Source organism: Pseudoxanthomonas sp. UC19_8 (assembly GCF_042700505.1).
Classification (GTDB): domain Bacteria; phylum Pseudomonadota; class Gammaproteobacteria; order Xanthomonadales; family Xanthomonadaceae; genus Pseudoxanthomonas_A; species Pseudoxanthomonas_A winnipegensis.
The window spans coordinates 1,365,911-1,388,583 of sequence record NZ_CP170559.1; the positions used below are offsets into that span (position 1 = coordinate 1,365,911).

The window sequence follows — 22,673 nt, forward strand, 5'->3', positions numbered from 1 at the left end:
CCACCGCGCCGGGCGTTCTGCTGTCGGGCCAGGCCCCGACACGCACCCGGAGAGATGGCCGAGCGGTTTAAGGCACCGGTCTTGAAAACCGGCGAAGGGTTAAACCTTCCGTGGGTTCGAATCCCACTCTCTCCGCCATACACTGCTTAATTTGTGGAAAGTATCCACGGCTCCGAAACTTCCCTCGCCGCTTACCCTACTGATGCAGCTTCCTTCATAAAGCCGCCCGCGAGGGCGGCTTTTCTTCAAGAGACCCTCGTTCGCACGGTCGGGATGATGTTGGGCATGCGCTTGCCCGATTGCCATTCCTCATAGGACGGCATGACTTCCCACGATTCATCACTTGTCATCTGCTCATGGGGCACCGCGGCCTCCATGTGCTTGAACACTGCGAGGAGCTGGCGGTCGCGCGCAGTGAAGGCATAGCGAATCTTCTGGGACGCCGCTCCAAATCCTCCTGTGACGCTCTCGGAGTCAGGCAGGAAAAGGATGCGCGTCTCTCCGGTGTCTACAAACGAGACATCGCGAATGGCGTCGCCGTTTTTCCAAATGGCGTGTCTTTCAGCTTCGATGTAGACGTCGCCGTTTGACCAAAGGCGGAACCCGAAAACAGGCTCCCCACCATGAATCTTGGCGAATTCCATAACATTCCTGTCGCAACAGCTCTGACGGCTCCACGGTTCCGGTTCGCAGTCAATGAAGAACGGCGTCTGGTCACTCAGTCTCCGGCTGAACTCCATAACCTTGTCGCTCAGGGCCGCTGGGGTAGTTAGATTGGCGATGAGCTGCTTGAGATCACGCATGACAATCGCACGGTCCGCCGAGTTGTAGAGATCGAATCGCTTGGGTTCCTGCGCCCGCTTGCGCAGCTTTTGTTTGCGGCGCTGGTGACTGTTCCGACTCATGATTTCACCTACTTTCTTATTTTGGTTTTGCCACTCTCGCGGCCTCCGCGCGGTGTTGTACCCGCCGGTCGTCGTCTAGCAGCGCGAGGTGACGCCGATGCCCGGCGACGCTGGCGCGCAATGTGGGATCATTCGGATTCGCGTCGAGCAGAGCCTGCGCATGGCCCATTTTCCGATGCTGCTTGTTGGGGGCCCGGCTGACGCCGTTGCGCATAGCGCGGCCAGTGACGAGCTTTGGTCCGTCGGCCCGGAATACGCGCGTCTTCGTCTCTTTGATTCTGAGTCCAGCACGAAGCAGTAGCCGGCTCACCCAACGAACGTCGGTGTGCCCGAATCCGTTTCCGGTGATTCCCATGTCGTCGATGTAGAGCGTGAACACGCCGCCACGAGCGCGCACCCGGTCGTCAATTGCATCGAACACTTCGCGATACGCCCAAAAGGACACGAGGGGACTAGCCGGACTTCCAGTAGCAAGGTGCCAATCGCAACAAAGTAGGTGCGCCAGCGTTAGAGAAACATCGGGCGAACATTTCAGCCATACCTCAAAGAATCGCGCGACCCGTTGTAGGGTCACCGACTGGTAAAACCCCTCAATGTCCATCGTGATCGTGCAGCCGTTCGCCGCGCAGTGCGCGGCGGAATTGCTTAGGTATGAGCTGCCAACGCGACCGGAATGCACGTAATCGGGCAGCTTGATGCGGTTCAGAAGGTCAAGAAGCCGAGCCTGAAACTTCTTGAGTCGCGCAGCCGGAGCCTCGATCAAGCGCTCCTTGCCTGTCTTCGACTTTTCCATGTAGCGGCTGTAATTGTCAGCGCGCCGGCTGAAGGTCTTGAGCTGGCCCGGTGTCCCGGCCCAATACAAAATCTCGGCGAGTCGAGAATGGCTACTCAAACCATGCAGGTGCGAAGTCGAGACATCGTACCGCTCAGTTCGCTTTTTTGGTCGCGGCACTTTCTTCATCCTCGGAGTGCTCATTCTCTACAGTCCATGCGAGGACGCTAAGAAGTTTCTCGGCACGCGCGCGCCTGGCTTCGGACTGACCTTCGAGGGCTTCCATAAAGCTCAAGAAAGTGGATGCAGGTACATCGAAGGTGCTTGCATACTTGTTCAACACGTCGAGGCTCACTTTCTTCTCGCCTCGTTCCAGCTCAGATAGATATGACTTCGAGATTCCCAACGAATCGGCAAGCTCGCCCTGTTTCATCCGATGAACCTCGCGGACGATCTTGAGGGCTCTATTCAACATGTTTCCTCCGTAGTGTCTCCTCTGATGTATTGATTGCTGTTCTATGGGAGGGTGCTGGTCTTGTCGTATCGTGCGTAGCCGCCGGCGTCCATCAAAAGAAACGATCGAGCAATTTCCAGATGATTCCGATTACCAACCGCATGAACCAAGGCTTCCTCAGGAATCGCTTGAGGTAACCGACCAACCGCTGACGCTTGTCGTGCTTCCGATCAACTTGCTGCTCGTTCATGATCTTGTCTCGGTGTGCTGCACATGCAGCCCTTGCTACACCCGAGACGGGGAAGCGCCAGCTTTCGCCCTCCTATAGCCCATTGGCGTCGACCTTGCCGACGCCACCTGAATCCCACGACCCTCAACCCTCGACATCGGACATCGACGACTCGGAACGCCGCAGGAACTTGTGGGGCTTCCACCCCGCGGGCCTCACGGCCCCCCACCGTGCAAGGGCGATCAGCCCGTCACGACGAAAGTAGACTGCCACTACAGCGCGCTTTTGTCGTGCTGTTGGCGAACATATATTTAGTATTTGTTCACTTAATAAGCTTGGGAAAAGTCCACCGCGGCCCGGGCGGCATCCGCGGCTCCGGCTCCAAGGCAAAGCCGCGGGAGATCTTTTTCCAGCCAGCGGCAAGTGCGTTGAGGACATCGGCCTTGAGGCCGAACTCCTCCTGCATTTCGACCTTGGTCCGGGTGACGATCCGCCCGGACGCGAGGTGGCGCCAGCGGTAGCGGGTGTCGTCGCGGTGATGATCAAAATAGGGGTCTCAAAATAGGGGTCAGGGTGCAATTCTCAGGGTGCAGTTTTCGCGAGGGCCGTGATGGGGGCTGCACTCCGGCTCTGGTTTTCGGAATCCCACCTGCTTCATGGCGAGGCTGGCGCCTTCGTGAGGACTGAGATCGTGCCGGTGGAATGGATTCAGCGGCAACACGTCAACTCCACCTAGCGATCTGCTGAAGGAGACCAGCCTGTCGGTCGAAGAGATCGCCATGCGCGCCGGTTTCGGGACGGCCACCAGTTTTCGCCAGCACTTCCGTGTCGCCACCGGCCTGCCGCCGGCCACCTATCGAAGCCGCTTCCATCGCGATGCCGAGGCACGCGCTCGATAGGTTGGGACGCGGCCGCAGAAATAACAAAGCCCTTGGCGGCCAAGGGCTTTGTCCTCGCATGAACAGGCTTGCGAGCCTGATCCGACCCGCCGCGCGTGGTGCACGGCGGGTCGGTCCGCAGCGTTACGGATTCTGCGTCGGCGGCGTTGGCGCCTCCGGCGGCGGCGGTGCCATCTCGGGCGGCGGCGGGGGCGGCTGTCGGTCGCCGTGCGCGTGCGGCGGGGGCGGCGGCGGGCCGTCGGGGCGGGGGTGGGGGGCGCAGGCGGCCAGCGCGAGACACGCGGCGGCCATGAACACAGACGAGCGAACGAGGCGCATATCGGTTCCTTGGGTGGTCGGGCGCATCGACCCTATCGGCGGTTCCGTGTACGCGGGGTCAGCACGGTTTGCCGGGCTGTGTCAGCCCGCATGCCGCCTGGCTTCAGGAAAGTGCCTCGGTTCCGCGCGATGGGCCGATCGCCTGGCGCACCTGGGCCGGGGTTCTGCCGCAGACGCGCCTGATCGCGTCGATGAAGCCGGCATAGCTGCTGAAGCCTGCCGCGTCCGCCACCTGCACCAGCGTCGCGTTGCTGTCGTGCTGCAGGGCAAGCGCGAATTGCGCCCGGGCGCGCAGCACGTACTGCCAGATCGAGCAGCTGAGCGCGGCGCGGAAGGCGCGGTTGAGGTAGTAGGGGCTGGTCGCGGCCGCATCGGCGATCTGCGCGATGTCCAGTTCCTCGCTCAGGTGCGCATGGATGAAGGCCAGGGCCGTGCGCACGCGCCAGGGCTCGCCGCCACGGCTGGCGTGCGCTGGGCGCGAGGCCCGGGGCACCAACTGGGCGGCCACGGCGAGGAAGATGGCGTCGCCGATCAGCGTGCCGTGCGGCTGGCCGGCCGAGGCGTCGGCCAGCAGGGCGCGCAGCAGCCGCGCCATGCCGGGCGCGCGATAGTGCAAGCGGCTGCGGATCGCCTGGCGGACGCCTTCGTGCGCCACGCCCAGCGCGCCGGCCATGGCCCCGTCGGTGAAGTAGAGGCAGGCCGATTCCATCGGCGCATCCCAGCGCGCCGATCCGGTCACGCCGGCCTGGATCATGGTCAGCGTCTCGGGCGGGGCGCGCCCGTGTTCATGGCCGCTGTCCACCTTCAGGACCACGCGCGGCCGCGTCGGGCCCAGCGGCAGGGCGAGGTGATGGAAGGCCCAGCCCGGCTCCTCCAGCTCGATCGCGGGGATCAGCGAGTGCTCCATGGCGCAGGACGACCACTGGCCGCGTGCGCGCAGCAGGTCGGGGCGGTCGTCGGGGAGCTTGCGCAGCAGCGTCACGGGCGGGTCGGACGTCATGGCGGTCCCTTGGCAGGCCAGGAGGGCACGAATTCGCAATACGCCGGATCCTCGGCGCTCCAGGATGCGTTTTCAAGCGGTATCCCACACCACACGGAGGCACCATGGTCCCCTTGCTGCTTGCGCTCGCACTGTCGTCCGCGCCGACGTGCGTGGCCGGCGTAGAGCCGGTCATCGACATCCACATCCACAGCTACGAGCGCGATGGGCGCTTCGAGGCGCGCGTGCCCAACCTAGGCGATGGCCAGCCCATGCGGGTGTTCAACGGTGCGGACCACGCCCGGGCCACCGCCGCGGCCCTGCGCGAGGCCGGCGTGGTGCGGGCGATCGTGGGCGGCGCCAGCACGGCGACGGACGATCGCATCATCGCCCTCGATCCGGCGCGCCTGCGCGGCGGGTTGGAGATCGACGACATCCCCGATGCCGCCATGCTCGACCAGATCCGGGCTCGGCATGCGGCGGGCAAGCTGGCGATGATCGGCGAGGTCGAATACCAGTACCACGGCATCGCCCATGACGATCCGCGTCTTGAGCCGCTGTGGGCGCTGGCCGATGCGCTGGACGTCCCGATCGCGGTGCACTCGGGCGCCGGGCCGGCGGGCATCGTCTACCGCGGCCAGCCGCTGCACCGCGAGCGCCTGGGCAACCCGTCCTCGTTCGAGGAGGTGCTGGTGCGTCACCCGCGCATGAAGCTGATCATCATGCATGCCGGCTGGCCCTTTCTCGATGACACGGTGGCGCTGCTGCATGCCTATCCGCAGGTCTACGTCGACCTGGGCGCGATCGACTGGGCCGAGCCGCGTCCTTTTATGGATCATTATCTTCAGCAGCTCATGATCTACGGCTTCGGCAAGCGCATCCTGTTCGGCTCGGACCAGATGGTGTGGCCCGAGGCCACGGCGCAGGCGATCGCGCGGTTCCGCACGGCGCCTTACCTCTCCGAGGCGCAACGCCGCGACATCCTTTTCAACAACGCCGTGCGGCTGTTCGGCTGGACGGATCTGGCCGATTGCGGCAAGGCGGACGGGTGAGTTGCGCCTGCGGGCGCTGCGAACGGGCCACGCAGCGCACTGCAACGAACGCGTCGGCATGACAGACCGCAAAGCTTGGCGTTAACAAAGATTGACGCTGGAGCGTGCCTGCGGTGCTACTGCGCTAACGGCACGGCGAGGAGGGTGGAAGGCCCGACTCACCGGAGATCCGAAGATGAAAGCGTTGACCTACCATGGTTCCAAGGACGTGCGCGTCGAGACCGTTCCCGATCCGCAGCTGGTGGAGGCCGACGACATCCTCCTGCGTGTGACGGCGACCGCGATCTGCGGATCGGACCTGCACCTGTTCCACGGCAAGATCCCGGAGACCCGACACGGCGACATCTTCGGCCACGAGTTCATGGGCGTGGTGGAAGACGCGGGCCCGGCGGTGACCGAGGTGAGCGTGGGCGATCGGGTGGTCATCCCGTTCGTGATCGCCTGCGGCAAGTGCTTCTTCTGCGAGAACGAACTGTTCGCCGCCTGCGAGACGACCAACCCCGACGAAGGCGCCAGCGTGCGCAAGCGCTCGAAGATGACGCCGCCTGCGGCCCTGTTCGGCTACTCGCATCTGTATGGCGGCGTTCCGGGTGGGCAGGCCGAATATGTGCGCGTGCCCAAGGCGAACGTGGGGCCGTTCGCGGTGCCCGGCAGTCTGGCCGATGAGAAGGTGCTGTTCCTGTCAGACATCCTGCCGACGGGCTATCAGGCCGTGCTCAACGCCAGGGTCGAACCGGGCTCTACCGTCGCCATCTTCGGCGCGGGTCCCGTGGGCCTGATGGCCGCGGCGTGCGCGCGCATGCTGGGCGCCGAGCGGATCTTCATGGTGGATTCGGAGCAGTACCGGCTGAACTTCGCGGTGAGCGCCTATGGCGTGATCCCGATCGACTTCAGCGAGGGCGACGCGTCGGAGCGGATCCTGGAACTGACCAACGGAAGAGGCGTCTCCGCGTCCATCGATGCGGTGGGCTTCGAGGCCAAGGGCAGCACCACCGAGACCGTGCTGAGCACGCTGAAGATCGAGACCAGCTCCGGCGAAGTGATCCGCCAGTGCATCTCGGCCACGCAGCGCGGCGGCGTGGTGAGCGTGCCCGGCGTCTATGCGGGCTTCATCCATGGCTTCCTGATCGGCGACGCCTTCGACAAGGGGCTCTCCTTCGCCATGGGCCAGACCCATGTGCACAAGTATCTGCCGGAGCTGCTGGGCTTCATCGAGGATGGCGATCTGGACCCGGACATCATCATCTCCCACCGCATGAAGCTGGCCGATGCGGCGCAGGGCTACAAGATCTTCGATGAGAAGCAGGAAGACTGCCGCAAGGTCGTGATGACGCCGTAGCAGGGGAGCAGAACGCGCCGCTCGCGAGCGTTGCGTTTGCAAGGCAGGCGGCAAGCAACGCGCGCTACCTGCAGTGGTGTGCTGATTGAAGCGCTCAAGGGAAGCAAGGCGGCGCCTTGCTTCCTTCTTCTTTGCACGAACCGGATCGCGCCGCCCTAGCGCGCCAGCCAGCCGAACATGCGCCGCGCCAGCCCCGTCCACGGCGGACCCATCCGCTGGAACACGTTGATCGGCCCGACCTTGAACACCGCGCGCGCATGGCTGAAGCGCTTGAAGCCTTCCTGCCCGTGATAGGCGCCCATGCCGCTGGGGCCGATGCCGCCGAAGGGCAGGCTGTCCTGGGCGATATGCAGCAGCGTGCCGTTGAGCGTGACGCCGCCGGAGGTCACGCCGTCCAGCACGCGTCGCTGTACGGCGCGCTCGCCGCTGAAGCAGTACAGCGCCAGCGGGCGCTCGCGCGCGGCGGCGAAGGCGATGGCCTCGTCCAGATGGTCGTAGCCGATCAGCGGCAGCACCGGGCCGAAGATCTCCTCGCGCATCAGCAGGCTGTCCTGCGGCGGGTCGAGTACCAGCGTGGGGGCGATCTTCTCCGTCGCGCCGCCCGCATCCAGCGCCTGCACGCGCGCGCCGGCCGCGCGCGCCTGGTCCAGCGCCGATGCCAGCCGCTGGCGATGGCGTGGCGTGATCACCGCCGAATAGTCCGCATTGCCCGCCACCGTCGGATAGCGCCGTCGCGCCGCGTCCAGCACGGCGGCGGCAAAGTCGTCCATCTTCGCGCGCGGCACCAGCACGTAGTCCGGCGCGATGCAGGTCTGCCCGGCGTTGAGGAACTTGCCGAAGGCGATCGCATCGGCGGCCTTGGCCAGCGGATAGTCCGCCGCGACGAAGGCCGGCGACTTGCCGCCCAGTTCCAGCGTCACCGGGGTGAGATGGTCGGCGGCGGCGCGCATCACCTCGCGCCCGACCGCGGTCGAGCCGGTGAACAGCAGATGGTCGAAGGGCAGGGACGAGAACGCCCTGGCCGTGTCCACGCCGCCGGTCGCCACGGTCACCAGGTCGGGGGCGAAGTAGCGCGCGACCAGCTGCGCCAGCAGTTCTGAAAATCGCGGGGTCAGCTCGGACGGCTTGAGCATCGCCCGGTTGCCGGCGGCCAGCGCATCGGCCAGCGGGCCGATCGACAGCAGTAGCGGATAGTTCCAGGGCGCGATGATGCCGATCACGCCCAGCGGCTCATAGCGCAGCCAGGCGCTGGCGGGCTGGAACACCACGTCCACCGGCCGGCGCACCTGGCGCATCCAGCGCTGCACATGGCGCTGGGCGTGGCGGATGCCGCGCAGCGCCGGCAGCACTTCCAGCATGCGCGTTCTCGTCGTGCGAGCGTCCGCCGAAATCCGCGTCGATGGCCTGCACGATCTGCTCGACGTTCTCGCGCACCAGCTGTGCCAGCGTTTCCAGCCATGCGCGCCGCATGTGCGCATCCGCCGCGGGCGTGGCGCGCGAGGCCCGGTGCAATGGCGCGAACAGCGTCTGCAGGTCGTCGTGATTCATGCGGCGCTCCTGCCGAGGATGAGATCGGCGGCCTTCTCGCCGATCATGGCCGACGGCGCCTGGGTATTGCCGCTGATCAGCGTCGGCATGATCGAGGCGTCCGCCACGCGCAGGCCCTGCAGGCCATACACGGTCAGGTCCGGGGCGACCACCGCGCCGACGCCGCGGCCCATGCGGCAGGTGCCGACCGGATGGTAGATGGTGTCGGCGTGATCGCGGATCAGGCGCAGCAGCTCCGCATCGTCCGGGCGCGGGCTGGCGTAGAGCAGCTTGCCGCCGTAGCGCGCCAGCGGCGCTGCATCGAGGATGCGGTGCACGGCGCGTGCGCCCTTGAGCGTCAGCGCCACATCGTCTGGCGCGGAAAGGAAGTTCGGATCGATCAGCGGCGCCTGCGCCGGGTCGGGCGAGGCCAGGCGGATCCAGCCGCGGCTCAGCGGGCGCAGCGCACACACGTGCAGGGTCACGCCGCGCACCAGATGCGTGTGCCGCGCGTGGTCGTCGACCAGCGCCGCGCAGAAGTGGAACTGCAGATCGGGCCGGTCCACTTCCGGCGCGCTGCGGACGAAGCCGCCGGCTTCGGCCAGGTTGCTGGTGAGCATGCCATGGCCGCGCCGCCACGCCGGGAACGCCGCCGCGCCGCGCAGCAGCGTGTCCGGGCCGAAGCCGAGCAGGCCCGGGCCCTTCATTCGCTTCAGGCCCACATAGTCCAGGTGATCCTGCAGATTGGCGCCCACGCCGGGCGCGTCGTGGACCACACCGATGCCGTGTTCGGCCAGATGCGCGCCCGGCCCGATGCCGGAGAGCATCAGCAGCTGCGGCGAGCCGATCGCACCGGCCGAGAGGATCACTTCGCGATGGGCGCGGATCGTCTCGCGCCCGTGCCGGGTCACCACCTCCACGCCCGTCGCGCGGCGGCCTTCGCAGACGACGCGCTCGGCGCGGGTGTCGCTGAGGATGCGCAGGTGCGGCCAGCGCGCGGCGTCGGCCAGGTAGGCCGAGCCGGCGTCCAGCCGCGCGCCGTTGCGCTGGAAGACCTGGTACAGGCCGATGCCTTCCTGGCTGGGGCCGTTGAAATCCGGGTTGGCCGCATAGCCCGACTGCAGCGCCGCCTCGATGAAGGCCTGCGAGACCGCGCTGGGCGAGGCCAGGTCGGACACCACCAGCGGCCCGCGGTCGCCATGCAGCGCATCGGCGCCGCGCTGGTTGGCCTCCGACCGCCGGAACAGCGGCAGCACGTCGTGCCAGCCCCAGCCCGGGCAGCCGGCGGCGGCCCAGCCGTCGTAGTCCTGCGGCTGGCCGCGTATGTAGATCATCGCGTTGATCAGGCTCGAACCGCCCACGCCACGCCCGCGCGGCACGTAGCCGCGGCGCCCGCCCAGCCCGGCCTGGGGCACGGTCTGGAAGGCGTAGTTGCGCGCGGACTTGAACGGCACCAGTGCGGCGATGCCGGCCGGGATGCGCGAGAGCAGGGACGGGCCGGGCGGGCCGGCTTCGATCAGCGCGACGCTGGGCTTTTCCGCCGCGGCCGCCAGGCGCGCGGCCAGGGCACAGCCGGCCGGTCCGGCCCCGACGATGACGTAGTCCGCTTCGCGCATGGTGTGGTCCTCCCGGCGCGGAGCATGGACATACTTGAGGAAGTCGTCAAATTTGTTGCGCTGCAGCCAGACTGCCGATGCCGCCGATCACCAAGCGCGTCATCAGCCCGGCCACTTCGTCGATGTCGATGCGGTCGCGGCCCTCGAGCAGCAGCAGCGTCTCGATGCCGTTGGACACGATCAGGCTGGCGACCAGCGAGACCTGCCACGGCGCCAGCGCAAGCCCCGGCATGCCGCGCACCACGTCGCGCCGGATATCGCCGAGCAGCGAATCGATGCCGTCCAGGTCGTACAGCCGGGTGCGGATGTGGTGCTGGTTGCGCGCGATGAAGGGCAGGGCCGCCTCGATGCCCAGGATCAGCACCAGCAGGTCGCGATAGGACAGCTGCAGCATGGTCTCCAGGTCGTCGGCGCGGGCGCGCGCCTGCGCGGTGACCGCGCGCACCTGGGCCAGCAGATCTGCCAGCAGTTCGTCGAACACCGCCTGCTTGGTGCGGTAGTCGTTGTAGAAGCTGCCGGTCGACGCGCCGCTGGCGGCAACGATGCCCGAGATCGTCGCCGCATCCAGTCCCTGCTGTGCGAACACCGACCACGCGGCCTGCTTGATGCGCTGGCGGCGCTGTTCGGAGGTCGCTTCGCGGCGTTTGGACGGCTTGTAACGGCGCGGGGTGGTCATGGGCTTCGGCGCATCGATCGGGCGCGGGCAGTCGGGCAGGGCGGCGCGGTCAGGATAGCCAGCCGCTCGTTGAACCCGCAGACGGGCGCACAGCGCTTCATGGTGCGATCGCTTCCTTGAGCAGCCGCTCGACCCAGTCGGCGAACACCTGCACCCGCCGCGACAGGTGCTGGCGATGCGGATACAGCAGGGTCATCGGTAGCGGCGCGGCGCGATGCCCGGGCATCACCTCCACCAGCGTGCCGGCGCGCAGCGCGTCGCGCACGTCGTAGGCCGGGATCTGGATCAGGCCCAGGCCGGCCAGGCAGCAGGCGATGCAGGCCTCGGCGTTGTTGACCGTGACCCGGCCGGGCACGTGCAAGGTCTTCGGCGTGTCGCCTTCCATCCATTCCCAGGGTTCGACCCGGGCGCTGGACGGCGAGGCGTAGTGGATCGCCCAGTGGCCGGCCAGGTCTTCGGGCGCGTGCGGCGTGCCGTGCCGGGCCAGATAGGCGGGGCTGGCGACGTTGATCAGCGGCAGCGTGCCGAGCGTGCGGGCGATCAGCCCCGAATCGCTCAGCGGCCCGACCCGGACCACGCAGTCCACCCGCTCCTCGACCAGGTCGACCGCGCGGTCGGTGACGCCCAGGCTGATGTCGATCTCCGGGTATTCGTCGAGGAAGCCGCCCAGCGCCGGGGCGATGATCAGCCGCCCGATGCGCCCGGGCACGTCCACGCGCAGCTTGCCCGAGGGCTTGGTCTTGCCCTGGCGGAACAGCGCCTCGGTCTCCTCGACGTCGGCGATCACCCGCAGGCAGCGCTCGTAGAAGGCCGCGCCGTCCTGGGTCGGGGCGACCTTGCGCGTGGTCCGGTGCAGCAGGCGCACGCCGATGCGGCCTTCCAGCTCGGCCACGGCGGCCGAGACCGAGGAGCGCGGCATGCCGAGCGTGTCGGCCGCGCGGGTGAAGCTGGCCACCTCCACCACGCGGACGAAGATGCGGAACAGGTCGATCCGGTCCACGGCGCTGCGTCCCTCGATTGGTCAGGATCCACGACATGTGAAGTCACACATGTCGGCTTTATGTTCTTGGCCTGGATTATATGGTGTGAGGCACGCCCGCAAGCGGGGGAGGCGGTCTTCGTATCGCGTTCTTCCGAAGCTGGCCGACGTGGTTCCCGTCTTCCACAGCCAAGGATCTTCCAATGACCGACCATTCCCTCCAGGGCAAGACCGTCCTCATCGCCGGTGGCGCCAAGAATCTCGGCGGCCTGCTCGCCACCGACCTGGCCAGGCACGGGGCCAAGGCCGTGGCGATCCACTACAACAGCGCCTCCACCAAGGCCGACGCCGACAAGACCGTGGCAGAGATCAAGGCGACGGGCGCCAAGGCCTTCGCCTTCCAGGCTGATCTCACCACCGCCGCCGCGATGGAGCAGCTGTTCGCCGATGCCAAGGCCGCGATGGGCTCGATCGACATCGCGGTCAACACCGTGGGCAAGGTGCTGAAGAAGCCGATGACCGAGATCAGCGAGGATGAGTTCGACCAGATGAGCGCGGTCAACTCCAAGTCGGCGTTCTTCTTCATCAAGGAAGCCGGCAAGGCGCTGAGCGACAACGGCAAGATCTGCACGCTGGTGACCTCGCTGCTGGGCGCCTACACGCCGTTCTATTCCAGCTATGCCGGCACCAAGGCCCCGGTGGAACACTACACCCGCGCTGCCTCGAAGGAACTGGGCGACCGCGGCATCTCGGTGACCGCGATCGGCCCGGGCCCGATGGACACGCCGTTCTTCTATCCCGCCGAAGGCGCCGATGCGGTGGCCTACCACAAGACCGCCGCCGCGCTGTCGCCCTCGTCCAAGACCGGCCTGACCGACATCGAGGACATCGTGCCGTGGATCCGCTTCCTGGTGAGCGACGGCTGGTGGATGACCGGCCAGACCATCCTGGTCAACGGCGGCTACACCACCAAGTAAGCGCGGCGCCGCGGCCGGCTTCCAGGCTTCCGGCTTTCACGCCTCCACCTGAAGCCGCCGCGGACCCTCTATCGTCATTCCCGCGAAAGCGGGAATCCAGGGACTTTGGGGCTTGCGCGCGCACGTCCATGGATTCCCGCCTTCGCGGCAATGACGGGGGTCTGTTTGCGGGTAGGCAGAAATCTCTGGACGCTCCCGCCGCTGAGCTCGTTCCCATCCGGGCAACGACCCCTGTTAATCCAACTTCCCGGCGCGCCCGTGTCCGGTGACACCCCGCGCACTTCGCCACCACAACCAGCCCGCGCCCTTGCCCAGTTTCACCCGCCGCGAGTAGGCTGACCACGGGAGCGGCATATGCCTACAAGGGGATGGCAAGGATGACGATCCGGGTATTTCTGGTGGACGATCATGCGCTGGTGCGGACTGGCCTGAAGCTGATCCTCGCCGGCCAGGTGGATATCGAGGTGGTCGGCGAGGCCGAGAGCGGCGAGGAAGCGCTGCCGGCCATCCGCAAGCTCAAGCCCGATGTGGTGTTGTGCGATCTGCACCTGCCCGGGCTCAGCGGCTTCGACGTGACCGAGCGCATCGTGCGCGGCGACTACGGCAGCCGCGTGATCATCGTCTCGGTACTCGAGGATGGCCCGCTGCCCAAGCGGCTGCTCGAGGCCGGTGCCTCGGGCTATGTCGGCAAGGGCGGCGATGCGGCCGAGCTGCTGCGCGCGGTGCGCGATGTCTCGCGCGGCAAGCGCTGCCTGGGCAGCAACGTGGCGCAGAACCTGGCGCTGTCGAGCATGAGCGAGGAGGCCTCGCCGTTCGACGATCTGAGCGCGCGCGAGCTGGAGGTGGTGATGATGCTGGTGCAGGGCCTGCGCCAGAGCGAGATCGCCAAGCGCCTCAACCTCAGCCCCAAGACCGTCAGCACGCACAAGACGCGCCTGCTGGAAAAGGTGCAGGTGCAGGACACGATGGCGCTGGCGCGCCTGGCGGCGCAGTACGGGCTGATCGATCCGTCGAAGAGTCTTTGATCGTGCGAGGGTGAAACGTGCGAGGGCGGCAGATGCCGGTGTGCTGCCGGCCTTTCATTGCTGTGCGTGCGCCGCTCAGGCTGGCGTAGGGCGCTCGCAGAGCGCGCTCGCGAAGTGTCCCCTTGATCCGATCAATCGACAACCCGTCATTCCAGCGAAAGCGGGAATCCAGGGACTTTGAGGCTTGCGTGCGAACATCCATGGATTCCCGCTTTCGCGCGAATGACGGGTTGTCGGTCCGTTAGCACGAACTGTTCGTCCCTTCGTAGGGACACGCAAAAGGTCACTTAAAGCCCGCGCAAAGCACCACGGGGTGTGGGTCCCCGCCGCAGCGAAACCTCTACCGTCGTTCCCGCGAACGCGGGAACCCAGGGACTTTCGCTCTGGAGTGCAACAGGCACTGGATGGTCAGACATGCGTCTGCCAGGAAGCACTCCCCGCGCTCGCGGGGATGACGGAGTGTTGGTCCAGTCGTACGGACTGTCGGTTGCTTCATACAGGCTGGTCGTCCCTTCGTAGGGACGCGAGAACGTAAAGACAAAGAGTCACTCAGAAGGCCACGCAAAGCGAAACGGGCGCCTGAGGGCGCCCGTTCCGTTTCATCCCGATGCCGGGCCTGGCGATGAAGCCGGGCCCGGTCCGCGTCGCTGGCTCAGGCGCTGCGCTCGCTGTCGGTCGTGCCGCCGTGGCTGTCGTTCTGCGCGGGCGTCTGTTCGTCGGACACGCGAGGCGCGGGCGCCGGCTCGAACAGGTGGCGCGTCACCGAGCGCGGGGTCTGCGCGTCGGCGGCGAAGAACAGCGAGCCCGAGGCCGCCGCGGGCTTGGACGCCGGGGCATCGGCCGGCGTCTCGTCCTCGGTGGCCTGCGCCGTTGCCGGGGCTTCCTCGGCGGGCGCGGTCACTTCGGCCTGGGCGGCCAGCTCGGGTTCGGGCGCGGTGCTGGCCACGGGGGCCGGCACCTCAGCCGGCGCCTCCACCGACGCATCGGCGGTCGGGGCGGCCGTCGTCACCGGAAGCTGCTCGGGCGCGATCTCGGCCACGACCGGAGACGGCTCGGGCTGCACTTCGACGCTGACGTGCACTTCGGGGCCTGCGGGAACCGGCTCAGCGGCCACCGGCTCGGCCACCGGCGCAGGCGGCGTTGCCGCTTCGACGACCGGGGCGGCGACCTCGTGGGTCGGCGCCGGCGCATCGAACGACGACGCGACCTGCGGCTCCTCGGTGGGCGACGACGGCTTGCTGTCCGGGGGGATGGCAGCGACCACGGCAGTGGCGCTGGCCGCGGCGACCGCGGCGGTGGCGGCCTCGGTGCGCACGCGCGGCTTGGCCGCCGGCACGGCCGGGGCGGGCGCCTCGGCGTCGTCGAAGTCGAACTCCGGCTGCGAGGACGACGGCACGACCACCGGCTCTTCCTCGCCCGCGGCATCCTGCTCGAACGCATCGCCAGCGGCCTGCTCGCCATTGCCACGACGACGGCGGCGACCGCCGCGACGGCCGCGACGACGGCGCGGCGTGCCGTTGTCGTCGCCAGACTCGGCGCCGTCGGCGTTCAGTTCGTCCTGCTCGTCGCGCGCGTTGTCCTCGGTCTCGGCATCGGCATCGACGGCCAGCGGTGCGGCCGGCGCGGGCTTGGGCGCTTCGGCGACCGGTTCGGTCGTCGCTGCCGGCACGGGCTGGGGCGCCTCGGCGTTCAGGCCGGCGGTCACAGCCGTGGCGGCCAGCAGCTCGGGCGTGGCCTCGACCGGCTTGGCCGGCTCGCGCGGCGGCCTGGGCGCACGCGGCTGCGCGGGCTGGGCCTGCTGCGCCGGGGCGTCCTGCTGCGGCTTGTCCTGCTGGGGCTTGGGCTGCTTGGGCGGGTTCTGGTTCTGCGCGGCCTTGGGCTGCTGCTGGGGCTGCTTGTTCTGCTGACCCTCGCCCTTGTTGCGCGGCGCCTGACCGTTGCCGGTCTGCGCCTGGCCGCCGTCCCGATTGCCGCGCGCCTCGCGGTTGTCGCGACGCGCCTGGCCATTGCCGTTCTGCTGGCCGCCGCGGGCGTTGTTGCCTCCCTGGCCGCGGTTGCCTTCATTGCCGTTGCGGCGCTGCTGACCGGTGTTGCCGCGCTCGTTGCGGGCCGGACGCGCCTCGCGCGCCGGCTGCGGCTGCGCGGCGACCGGCGCCGGGGCGCTGGCGGCGCCGAACACGCGCTTGAGCCAGCCGACCACGCCGCCGGTGGCGGCGGCGACCGGCTGCGGCGCCGGGGCGACGGGCGCGGGAGCCGGCTCGACCGGGGCCGGTGCTTCGCGCTCCTGGCGGATCGGCGCGGGCTGGGCGTGCTTGACCGTGGTCACCGCCGGGGCGGCGGGGATGTTGAGCTGGGCCTTGGTCAGCGCATGCACCGGCAGCTTGCGCGGGGTGCCGCGCTGGTAGCTGGGCTTGCTCGACTCTTCGCCCAGCTCGTTCTCGCGCAGGCGGGTGACCTCGTAGTGCGGGGTGTGCAGCTGCTCGTCGGCGACGATGATGATCGGCGCGTCGTGGCGCTGTTCGATCTCGCGCAGCGCGTTGCGCTTCTCGTTGAGCAGGTAGTTGGCGATCTCCAGCGGCGCCTGCACCAGGACCTGCCCGGTGTTGTCCTTCATCGCGTGCTCTTCGGCCACGCGGATGATCGACAGCGACAGCGACTCGACGCTGCGCATGCGGCCATGGCCGTCGCAGCGCGGAACACACGATCTGGCTGGACTCGCCCAGGCTCGGGCGCAGGCGCTGGCGGCTCATTTCCATCAGGCCGAAGCGCGAGATGCGGCCCAGCTGGACGCGGGCGCGGTCGTACTTGAGCGCGTTCTGCAGGCGGTTCTCGACCTCGCGCTGGTGCTTGGAGGAGGACATGTCGATGAAGTCGATCACCACCAGGCCGCCCAGGTCGCGCAGGCGCAGCTGGCGGGCCACTTCCTCGGCCGCTTCGCAGTTGGTGTGGAACGCGGTCTCCTCGATGTCGCCGCCCTTGGTGGCGCGCGCCGAGTTGACGTCGATGGCGGTCAGCGCCTCGGTCTGGTCGACCACGATCGAACCGCCCGAGGGCAGGCGCACGTTGCGCTCGTAGGCGGCCTCGATCTGCGACTCGATCTGGAAGCGGTTGAACAGCGGGATGTCGTCGGTGTAGTGCTTGAGCTTGCGCAGGTTGTGCGGCATCACCTGCTGCATGAACTCCTTGGCCGTCTCGTACAGCTCGGCGGTGTCGACCAGGATCTCGCCCACGTCCGAGCGCAGGTAGTCGCGCAGGGCGCGCACGATCAGGCGCGACTCCTGGTAGATCAGGAACGGCGCCGGCTTGGCCAGCGCGGCCTCGGCCACGGCCTTCCACACGCTCAGCAGGTAATCCAGGTCCCACTGCAGCTCTTCGGCGTCGCGGCCCACGCCGGCGGTGCGGATGATCACGCCCATGTCGTCGGGGATGGTCAGCGCGTCCATGGCCGCCTTCAGCGCGGCGCGGTCATCGCCCTCGATCCGGCGCGAGACGCCGCCGGCGGTGGGCGAGTTGGGCATCAGCACCATGTAGCGGCCGGCCAGGGAGATGAACGTGGTCAGGGCCGCGCCCTTGTTGCCACGCTCGTCCTTGTCGACCTGGACCACCACTTCCTGGCCCTCGCGCAGCAGTTCGCGCAGGCCGGCCTTGTGGTGGTCGACCCCGGACTGGAAGTAGTCGCGGGAGATCTCCTTCAGCGGCAGGAAGCCATGACGCTCGGCGCCGTAATCGACGAAGGCCGCTTCCAGGGAGGGTTCGAGCCGGGTGATGCGGCCCTTGTAGATGTTGGACTTCTTCTGTTCCTTGGAGGGCTGCTCGATATCGATGTCGTACAGCGTCTGCCCGTCCACGATCGCCACGCGCAGTTCTTCCGCCTGCGTGGCATTGATCAACATACGTTTCATTGTTGCGTTCCTCGCGCTGCTACCGCGCGGGGCGCCATGGCGTTTTGCCTCTGGAACGTTCGGCCGCCCCTCGCGCGCTGCGCGGGTGGGGCGGGTTGGAGCTTCCAGCGCTTCGACACCACGGCGGGCCGCGGGAGCGCTTTGTCATGTGTCGGTGTTGCGGGACCGTCGGCGACCGCCCGGGAAGGGCCGTTACCGCGCGGGACGTGTTCAGCTTCGGATGTCTGACGCATCCGGCGGGTGTCGGGGCCTGCCGGCGAGCCGCTAACATGGCCGCCCCGGGGGCGGTGGTCGCGCACTGTGCCGGGCTTTCGCGAGGGAAGCTGGGCTTCTGGCCCGTGTAGAACTTTCCTGCGAAATCAAACCCTTATCTCGCATCGCCGAGTGTAACAGAGAAGCTGCCGGAAATGACCGTACCGCCACGCCCCGACTCGCCGCCCGCCCGCAGTGCCGTGCGCACGGTGGTCGTGCCCGCCGACCGCGATGGCCAGCGGCTGGATAATTTCCTGCTCGGCCAGCTCAAGGGCGCCCCGCGCAGCCTGGTCTACAAGCTGGTGCGCAGCGGCCAGGTCCGCGTGAACGGGGGCCGGGCCAAGGCCGAGCGCAAGCTCGCCGCGGGCGACGAGGTGCGGGTGCCGCCGGTCAGCCTGGAGGAGGCCGGGCCCAAATCGGCGCCGCCGGCCGGCTTCCTGGCGCGGATGGAGGCGGCGATCGTGTTCGAGGACGCCCGCCTGCTGGTCATCAACAAGCCCACCGGGGTGGCCAGCCACGGCGGCAGCGGCATCAGCCATGGCGCCATCGAGACCATGCGCGCCCTGCGCCCCAACCAGCCGCTGGAGCTGGTCCACCGCCTGGACCGCGATACCTCCGGCCTGCTGGTGCTGGCCAAGAAGCGCTCCGCCCTGACCGAGCTGCAGGCGCTGCTGCGCGAGGACGCCGGCCCGGCCAAGGGCATCCGCAAGCGCTACCTGACCCTGCTGACCGGGCGCCTGCCCGACGGCACCATGAACGTGGACTCGCCGCTGCTGGTCGGCCTGCGTCAGGGCGGGGAGCGCCACGTCCAGGTCAACGACGGCGGCAAGCCCAGCGTCAGCCACTTCAGGGTGCTCGAACGCCGCGGCGGCCAGTCCTACTGCGAGGTCCTGATCGAGACCGGCCGCACCCACCAGATCCGCGTCCACGCCCAGCACATCGGCCACCCGGTGGCCGGCGACGACAAGTACGGCAATCCGGAGGCGAACAAGCGCCTGCGCGAGCAGATCGGCCTCAAGCGCCTGTTCCTGCACGCCGCCTCGCTGGAGTTCTCGCTCGACGGCGGCCGCACCCCCTACCTGCTCAACGCCCCCCTGGCCGCCGATCTGGCCGCGGCGCTGGACGCGCTGGGCTGAGCGAAGGCTGGATTCAGTGGGCGAAGCCGATCGGGCGGCTGTTGTCCGGCTTCAGCGCCTGCTCTTCGTCCAGCCAGGCCAGCAGATCGCGCTGACCCGCCTGACCGTCGGCCGCTTCCAGCCGGCGCCGGACCGCCGCAAAATCGCCCGGGGTCAGCCGATCCAGGCGCTGCAGCCGGCGCATGCGATCGGCCTCATCCAGGTCGGGATGCAGACGATGCTGGGCCACGTGGCGCTCGAACAGCTGCAGGCGCTGGCGCGGATCCAGATAGTCGAAGCGCAGCTTGAAGTCGAACCGACGCAGCGCGGCCGCGTCCAGGGCACCCATCAGATTGGTGGACGCCACGAACACGCCCTCGAAGTCCTCCAGCCAGGTCAGCAACTCGTTGACCTGCGTGACCTCCCAGGCGGCCCGCGCGCTCTGGCGGTCGCGCAGGAAGCTGTCGGCCTCGTCCAGGCAGAGCAGGGCGCCGTCGCGCGTGGCCTGCTCGAACATCGCGGCGATCCGGGCCTCGGTCTGGCCCACCCAGCTGCCCAGCAGGTCCGAGGCGCGCTTGCGGTGCAGGGGCATGTCCAGGCGCTGGGCCAGATGCGCGGCCAGCGCGGTCTTGCCGGTGCCTGGAGGGCCGTACAGGCAGATGCGCGCCTGCGGACGGCGTTCCAGCAGCGACAGCATCGGCGCCAGCGGCGGGGTGCTTCGGACCAGCTCGGGATCGAAGGTGGTCCGCGGCCCGTCCTCTTGCAGCGGCGGCTCGCCGGCGATGCGCAGAAGCGCGTTCAGCGAGTCGCGCAGGATGCCTGCTCGCGCCTCGGGTGCCGGCGCAAGGCGCCGCATCAGGCGCGCGGCCCGGGTGAAGTGCGCGGGCGCGAAGGCCTCCCGTTCGGCGATGCATTCCAGCAGCGACGCAGGAACCGGGGTGGCATCCAGTGCCCGTTCCAGCAGGGCGCGGCGGGCGCTGCGCGGCGGCGGCACCACTTCCAGCACGATGTCGAACCGGCGCAGCTGCGAGTCGTCCAGCCCGTCGATGCGGTTGCCGATCCAGACACACGGCAGGGTCATGCTTTCCAGGCGCCGGTTGACCCAGCTCTTGTAGCTGACCTTGGGACTGTCGGCGCCGTTGCCGTGGCGAAAGACGTCCTCGATCTCATCGAACAGCAGCAAGGCCCGCGGGTTGTGCGCCAAGGCACGTTGGGCAGTCTCGAAGGCGCGCAGCCGGGCCAGCGCGTCGATCGGCTCGCCATCGCTGTCGGCGCTGCGCACGAGATAAAGCTCCATGCCCAGTGTGCTCGCCAGGGCGCGGGTGAGCTCGCTCTTGCCGGTGCCTGGCGGGCCGTGCAGCAGCACGTTGGCGCCCGATCCGTCTCGGCGCGCGGCGCGCAGCAGGTCGGCGATGCGTTGAACCGCCGCCTGCAGATGCCCGTAGTCGGCCAGCTTGAGCGTCCCGGGTTCGGCGCGCTCGAACAGGCGGCCGAGGAAGCGTTCGTCCAGCGCCCCATCCTCGAACAGCTGGCTGGTGTGGTCGGCCGGTTCCAGGCACTCGGAGGCATCGCTGCAGTGCACGAAGCTGGCGTACAGCAGTCCGCTGGACAGCAACGCGCCACGTGGCCGGATGGTCTCGCGCAGCCGGGCCGGCGGGAGTTCCAGCGTATCGCCGAGCAGGCGCAGAAGGCCGCCGCGGGTGCCGGGCCAGCGCTTGGCGCCGGCCTCGACCGCGTCGATCAGCGGACGGTGGTCGTGCAGGATGCAGACGAACCACACCACGCGCAGCTGGTCGCGCGACAGGCCGAAGATGCCGGCCAGTTCCTTGATGAAGGGCAGGGCGAGCGGCGTGGCCATGGAGCGCGGGCGCGCCAGCAACTGTTCGACCTTGGCGCGCGCGGCCGCCGTGTCGGCAGGTGCCTGGCGCACGCCGAGCGACAGCAGGCCCTGCGCGACGGTCGGCAAGATGTCGTCTTGCTTGATTGAGGAATTGAGCAGCTGGCGGTACAGGCGCAGCTGCCACACGCGCGCCGATGCGGCGCGCAGGGGAACGCAGTTTGGTGTGCATCTCGTTTCACCGGCGCAATGCGCCAACAGGTCACGGTTCCGCCTGGGCCTCATGCCCATGCGGGGGCGTCGGGATTACGACGCTGTGAGATTTCCTGGGTGAAAGGCGGCACGCATGACGGCGGTCCGGGAGGATGCGAAAAGAGGCGGCGATCCTACAGGCGTCGTGGCCGGTGGGCAAGCGGTCGCGCCGCCCGCCCGGCTTTCAGTCTTGTTGCTGCTGCAGCCGCCGCAGCCGCGGCGTGGCCAGCGGGATGGAGAGCATGGTGCTCATCACGGCCATCAGCAGCAGGGCGGTGAAGGTGGCGCTGGTGATGATCGCCTTGTCCAGCAGGATGTTGGCGAAGATGATCATGATCAGGGCCTTGGTCTGCAGCAGCCAGCCGATCAGGCTGGCCTCGCCGGGCTTCCACTTCAGCAGGCGGCCGGCCAGGTGTACGCCGGCCAGCTTGCCGGCGACGGCGGCCACCAGCAGCACCAGCGCGGCCAGGAACACGGTCGCGCCACCGACGCTCCAGGCGGTGCGCAGGCCGGTGCTCAGGAAGAACACCGGCATCATCACCAGCAGCACGTTGTGGCGCAGGCGGTCCATGTCGGCCTGGTCGAACCAGTGGGCGTCGATCACCACGCCGGCCAGGAACGCGCCGACCATGAAGTGCAGGCCCGACCAGTCCGCGCCGAACGCGCACAGCGCCAGCCAGATCAGCATCACGTACCAGCGGTCGCGCTCGCCGATCGCGCGCATCAGCCTGCGGAACAGCACGCAGGCCACGGCGAAGCCGACCAGGAAGCCGACCTGTCGGCCGATCCGCTCCCAGTCCAGCAGGACCAGGGCCAGCACGCCCCAGATGGCGATGTCGTCCAGGCTGGCATAGCGCAGGATGCGCTGGCCGATGGGTTGGCGCAGGATCGCCAGCTTCTCCATCAGCAGGATCAGGATCGGCAGCGCGGTCACCGCGCAGGCCATGCCCACGCCGGCGACGAACTGCCAGGAGTGGCCCTGCGCACCGATCCAGCCCGGAAAGCGCAGCAGCCCGACCGCCGCCAGTCCGCCGAACAGCAGCGGCACGCCCAGCGCCAGGCCGGCGGTGATGCCGCTCTCGCGGCGGTTGGCCCAGGCCTGGCTGAGGTCCAGCTCGATCCCGGCGATCAGCACGAACAGCATCACCGCCCAGCCGCCCAGGCCGGTCAGGATCTGCACCACCTGCGGGGTGAACACGAATGCGTAGTAGCCCGGCAGCGCCGCGCCCAGGATGCCCGGCCCGAGCAGGATGCCGGTGATGATCTGCACCACCACCAGCGGTGCGAAATACTCGGTGCGGCCCAGCCGCCAGATCAGGAAGGGGACGCAGAAGATGATCGCCATGGCGATCAGGAACACTTCCATGGTGCTGACCGGATGCATCGGCGCTGTCGTCCCTTCGGCAGGTGCCGCGAGGGCGCGGCGGTGCGCGACTGTAGGGCCAGCCCGGCCGCCGCGACAAGCCCGAGGGCAGGCCGCCGGCTGTGAATCGCGATGGGATCTTCAACACCGCTCGCCCCGGGGATGCGACACTGGCCCGCCCGCAACGGACCTGCGACGCAAGTCC

17 protein-coding genes, 1 tRNA gene and 1 pseudogene are annotated in these 22,673 nt (G+C 68.3%); 7 read left to right on the forward strand and 12 right to left on the reverse strand.

From position 1 onward, the window contains the following. Positions 1–48 precede the first annotated feature (48 nt). Positions 49–138: transfer RNA gene (locus ACFJIT_RS05850), tRNA-Ser, on the forward strand. A gap of 107 nt (positions 139–245) precedes the next feature. Here the strand turns inward: ACFJIT_RS05850 and ACFJIT_RS05855 are convergent. The 4 genes from ACFJIT_RS05855 to ACFJIT_RS05870 all read right to left on the reverse strand — a co-directional run bounded on the left by ACFJIT_RS05855 (position 246) and on the right by ACFJIT_RS05870 (position 2,381). Beyond that, complete coding sequence (locus tag ACFJIT_RS05855) at positions 246–905, reverse strand: hypothetical protein (RefSeq protein WP_379655313.1); 660 nt, start codon at positions 903–905, stop codon at positions 246–248. A gap of 16 nt (positions 906–921) precedes the next feature. After that, the gene (locus ACFJIT_RS05860) at positions 922–1,866 is read right to left on the reverse strand and encodes a reverse transcriptase family protein (protein ID WP_379655314.1); all 945 of its coding nucleotides are present in this window, start codon (positions 1,864–1,866) and stop codon (positions 922–924) included. Further along, on the reverse strand, positions 1,832–2,152 hold the full coding sequence (locus ACFJIT_RS05865; protein WP_379655315.1) for a helix-turn-helix domain-containing protein: 321 nt from the start codon (positions 2,150–2,152) through the stop codon (positions 1,832–1,834). Before ACFJIT_RS05865 ends, ACFJIT_RS05860 begins: the two co-directional genes overlap by 35 nt. 91 nt (positions 2,153–2,243) lie before the next feature. Further along, positions 2,244–2,381 carry a hypothetical protein gene (locus ACFJIT_RS05870; RefSeq protein WP_379655316.1) on the reverse strand — a complete coding sequence of 46 codons (138 nt, stop codon included), beginning with the start codon at positions 2,379–2,381 and terminating at the stop codon, positions 2,244–2,246. Between the two features lie 722 nt (positions 2,382–3,103). Between ACFJIT_RS05870 and ACFJIT_RS05875 the strand changes: the two genes are divergently transcribed. After that, positions 3,104–3,259 (forward strand): helix-turn-helix domain-containing protein, encoded by a 156-nt coding sequence (locus tag ACFJIT_RS05875; RefSeq protein ID WP_379655732.1) that lies wholly within the window; start codon positions 3,104–3,106, stop codon positions 3,257–3,259. 421 nt (positions 3,260–3,680) lie between these two features. On the opposite strand, the gene ACFJIT_RS05880 is transcribed toward ACFJIT_RS05875, so the two are convergent. Continuing rightward, complete coding sequence (locus ACFJIT_RS05880) at positions 3,681–4,577, reverse strand: helix-turn-helix domain-containing protein (RefSeq protein ID WP_379655317.1); 897 nt, start codon at positions 4,575–4,577, stop codon at positions 3,681–3,683. A gap of 104 nt (positions 4,578–4,681) precedes the next feature. Here ACFJIT_RS05880 and ACFJIT_RS05885 point away from each other — a divergent pair, with 104 nt between their 5' ends. Both ACFJIT_RS05885 and ACFJIT_RS05890 read left to right on the forward strand, forming a co-directional pair. Beyond that, positions 4,682–5,608, forward strand: coding sequence for an amidohydrolase family protein (locus tag ACFJIT_RS05885; RefSeq protein WP_379655318.1), 927 nt, complete (start codon positions 4,682–4,684; stop codon positions 5,606–5,608). Positions 5,609–5,783: 175 nt separating this feature from the next. Continuing rightward, entirely contained in the window at positions 5,784–6,947 is a 1,164-nt protein-coding gene (locus ACFJIT_RS05890; RefSeq protein WP_379655319.1) for a zinc-dependent alcohol dehydrogenase, read from the forward strand. Positions 6,948–7,102: 155 nt separating this feature from the next. On the opposite strand, the gene ACFJIT_RS05895 is transcribed toward ACFJIT_RS05890, so the two are convergent. From ACFJIT_RS05895 to ACFJIT_RS05910, 4 genes are all read right to left on the reverse strand, one after another. Then, positions 7,103–8,305, reverse strand: a complete 1,203-nt coding sequence (locus ACFJIT_RS05895) for a coniferyl aldehyde dehydrogenase (protein ID WP_379655320.1) — start codon at positions 8,303–8,305, stop codon at positions 7,103–7,105. A 186-nt stretch (positions 8,306–8,491) separates the two neighbouring features. Next, positions 8,492–10,090, reverse strand: a complete 1,599-nt coding sequence (locus ACFJIT_RS05900; RefSeq protein ID WP_379655321.1) for a GMC family oxidoreductase — start codon at positions 10,088–10,090, stop codon at positions 8,492–8,494. 46 nt (positions 10,091–10,136) lie between these two features. Further along, positions 10,137–10,766: a TetR/AcrR family transcriptional regulator gene (locus ACFJIT_RS05905; RefSeq protein WP_130532097.1), complete on the reverse strand. Its 630-nt coding sequence runs from the start codon at positions 10,764–10,766 to the stop codon at positions 10,137–10,139. Between the two features lie 97 nt (positions 10,767–10,863). Then, entirely contained in the window at positions 10,864–11,766 is a 903-nt protein-coding gene (locus ACFJIT_RS05910; protein ID WP_379655322.1) for a LysR family transcriptional regulator, read from the reverse strand. Positions 11,767–11,948: 182 nt separating this feature from the next. On the opposite strand from ACFJIT_RS05910, the gene ACFJIT_RS05915 reads away from it, so the two are divergent. Both ACFJIT_RS05915 and ACFJIT_RS05920 read left to right on the forward strand, forming a co-directional pair. Further along, positions 11,949–12,722: an SDR family oxidoreductase gene (locus ACFJIT_RS05915; RefSeq protein WP_379655323.1), complete on the forward strand. Its 774-nt coding sequence runs from the start codon at positions 11,949–11,951 to the stop codon at positions 12,720–12,722. Between the two features lie 377 nt (positions 12,723–13,099). Next, the gene (locus tag ACFJIT_RS05920; protein WP_379655324.1) at positions 13,100–13,747 is read left to right on the forward strand and encodes a response regulator; all 648 of its coding nucleotides are present in this window, start codon (positions 13,100–13,102) and stop codon (positions 13,745–13,747) included. Between the two features lie 652 nt (positions 13,748–14,399). On the opposite strand, the pseudogene rne reads toward ACFJIT_RS05920, so the two are convergent. Continuing rightward, a pseudogene (gene rne / locus ACFJIT_RS05925) lies at positions 14,400–17,640 on the reverse strand (ribonuclease E). 416 nt (positions 17,641–18,056) lie between these two features. On the opposite strand from rne, the gene ACFJIT_RS05930 reads away from it, so the two are divergent. Continuing rightward, complete coding sequence (locus ACFJIT_RS05930; RefSeq protein ID WP_379655325.1) at positions 18,057–19,037, forward strand: RluA family pseudouridine synthase; 981 nt, start codon at positions 18,057–18,059, stop codon at positions 19,035–19,037. Between the two features lie 13 nt (positions 19,038–19,050). On the opposite strand, the gene ACFJIT_RS05935 is transcribed toward ACFJIT_RS05930, so the two are convergent. Together ACFJIT_RS05935 and ACFJIT_RS05940 are read right to left on the reverse strand one after the other, a co-directional pair. Further along, positions 19,051–21,042: an AAA family ATPase gene (locus tag ACFJIT_RS05935; protein WP_379655326.1), complete on the reverse strand. Its 1,992-nt coding sequence runs from the start codon at positions 21,040–21,042 to the stop codon at positions 19,051–19,053. A gap of 247 nt (positions 21,043–21,289) precedes the next feature. Next, positions 21,290–22,489 (reverse strand): cation:proton antiporter, encoded by a 1,200-nt coding sequence (locus tag ACFJIT_RS05940; protein ID WP_379655327.1) that lies wholly within the window; start codon positions 22,487–22,489, stop codon positions 21,290–21,292. Positions 22,490–22,673 lie beyond the last annotated feature (184 nt).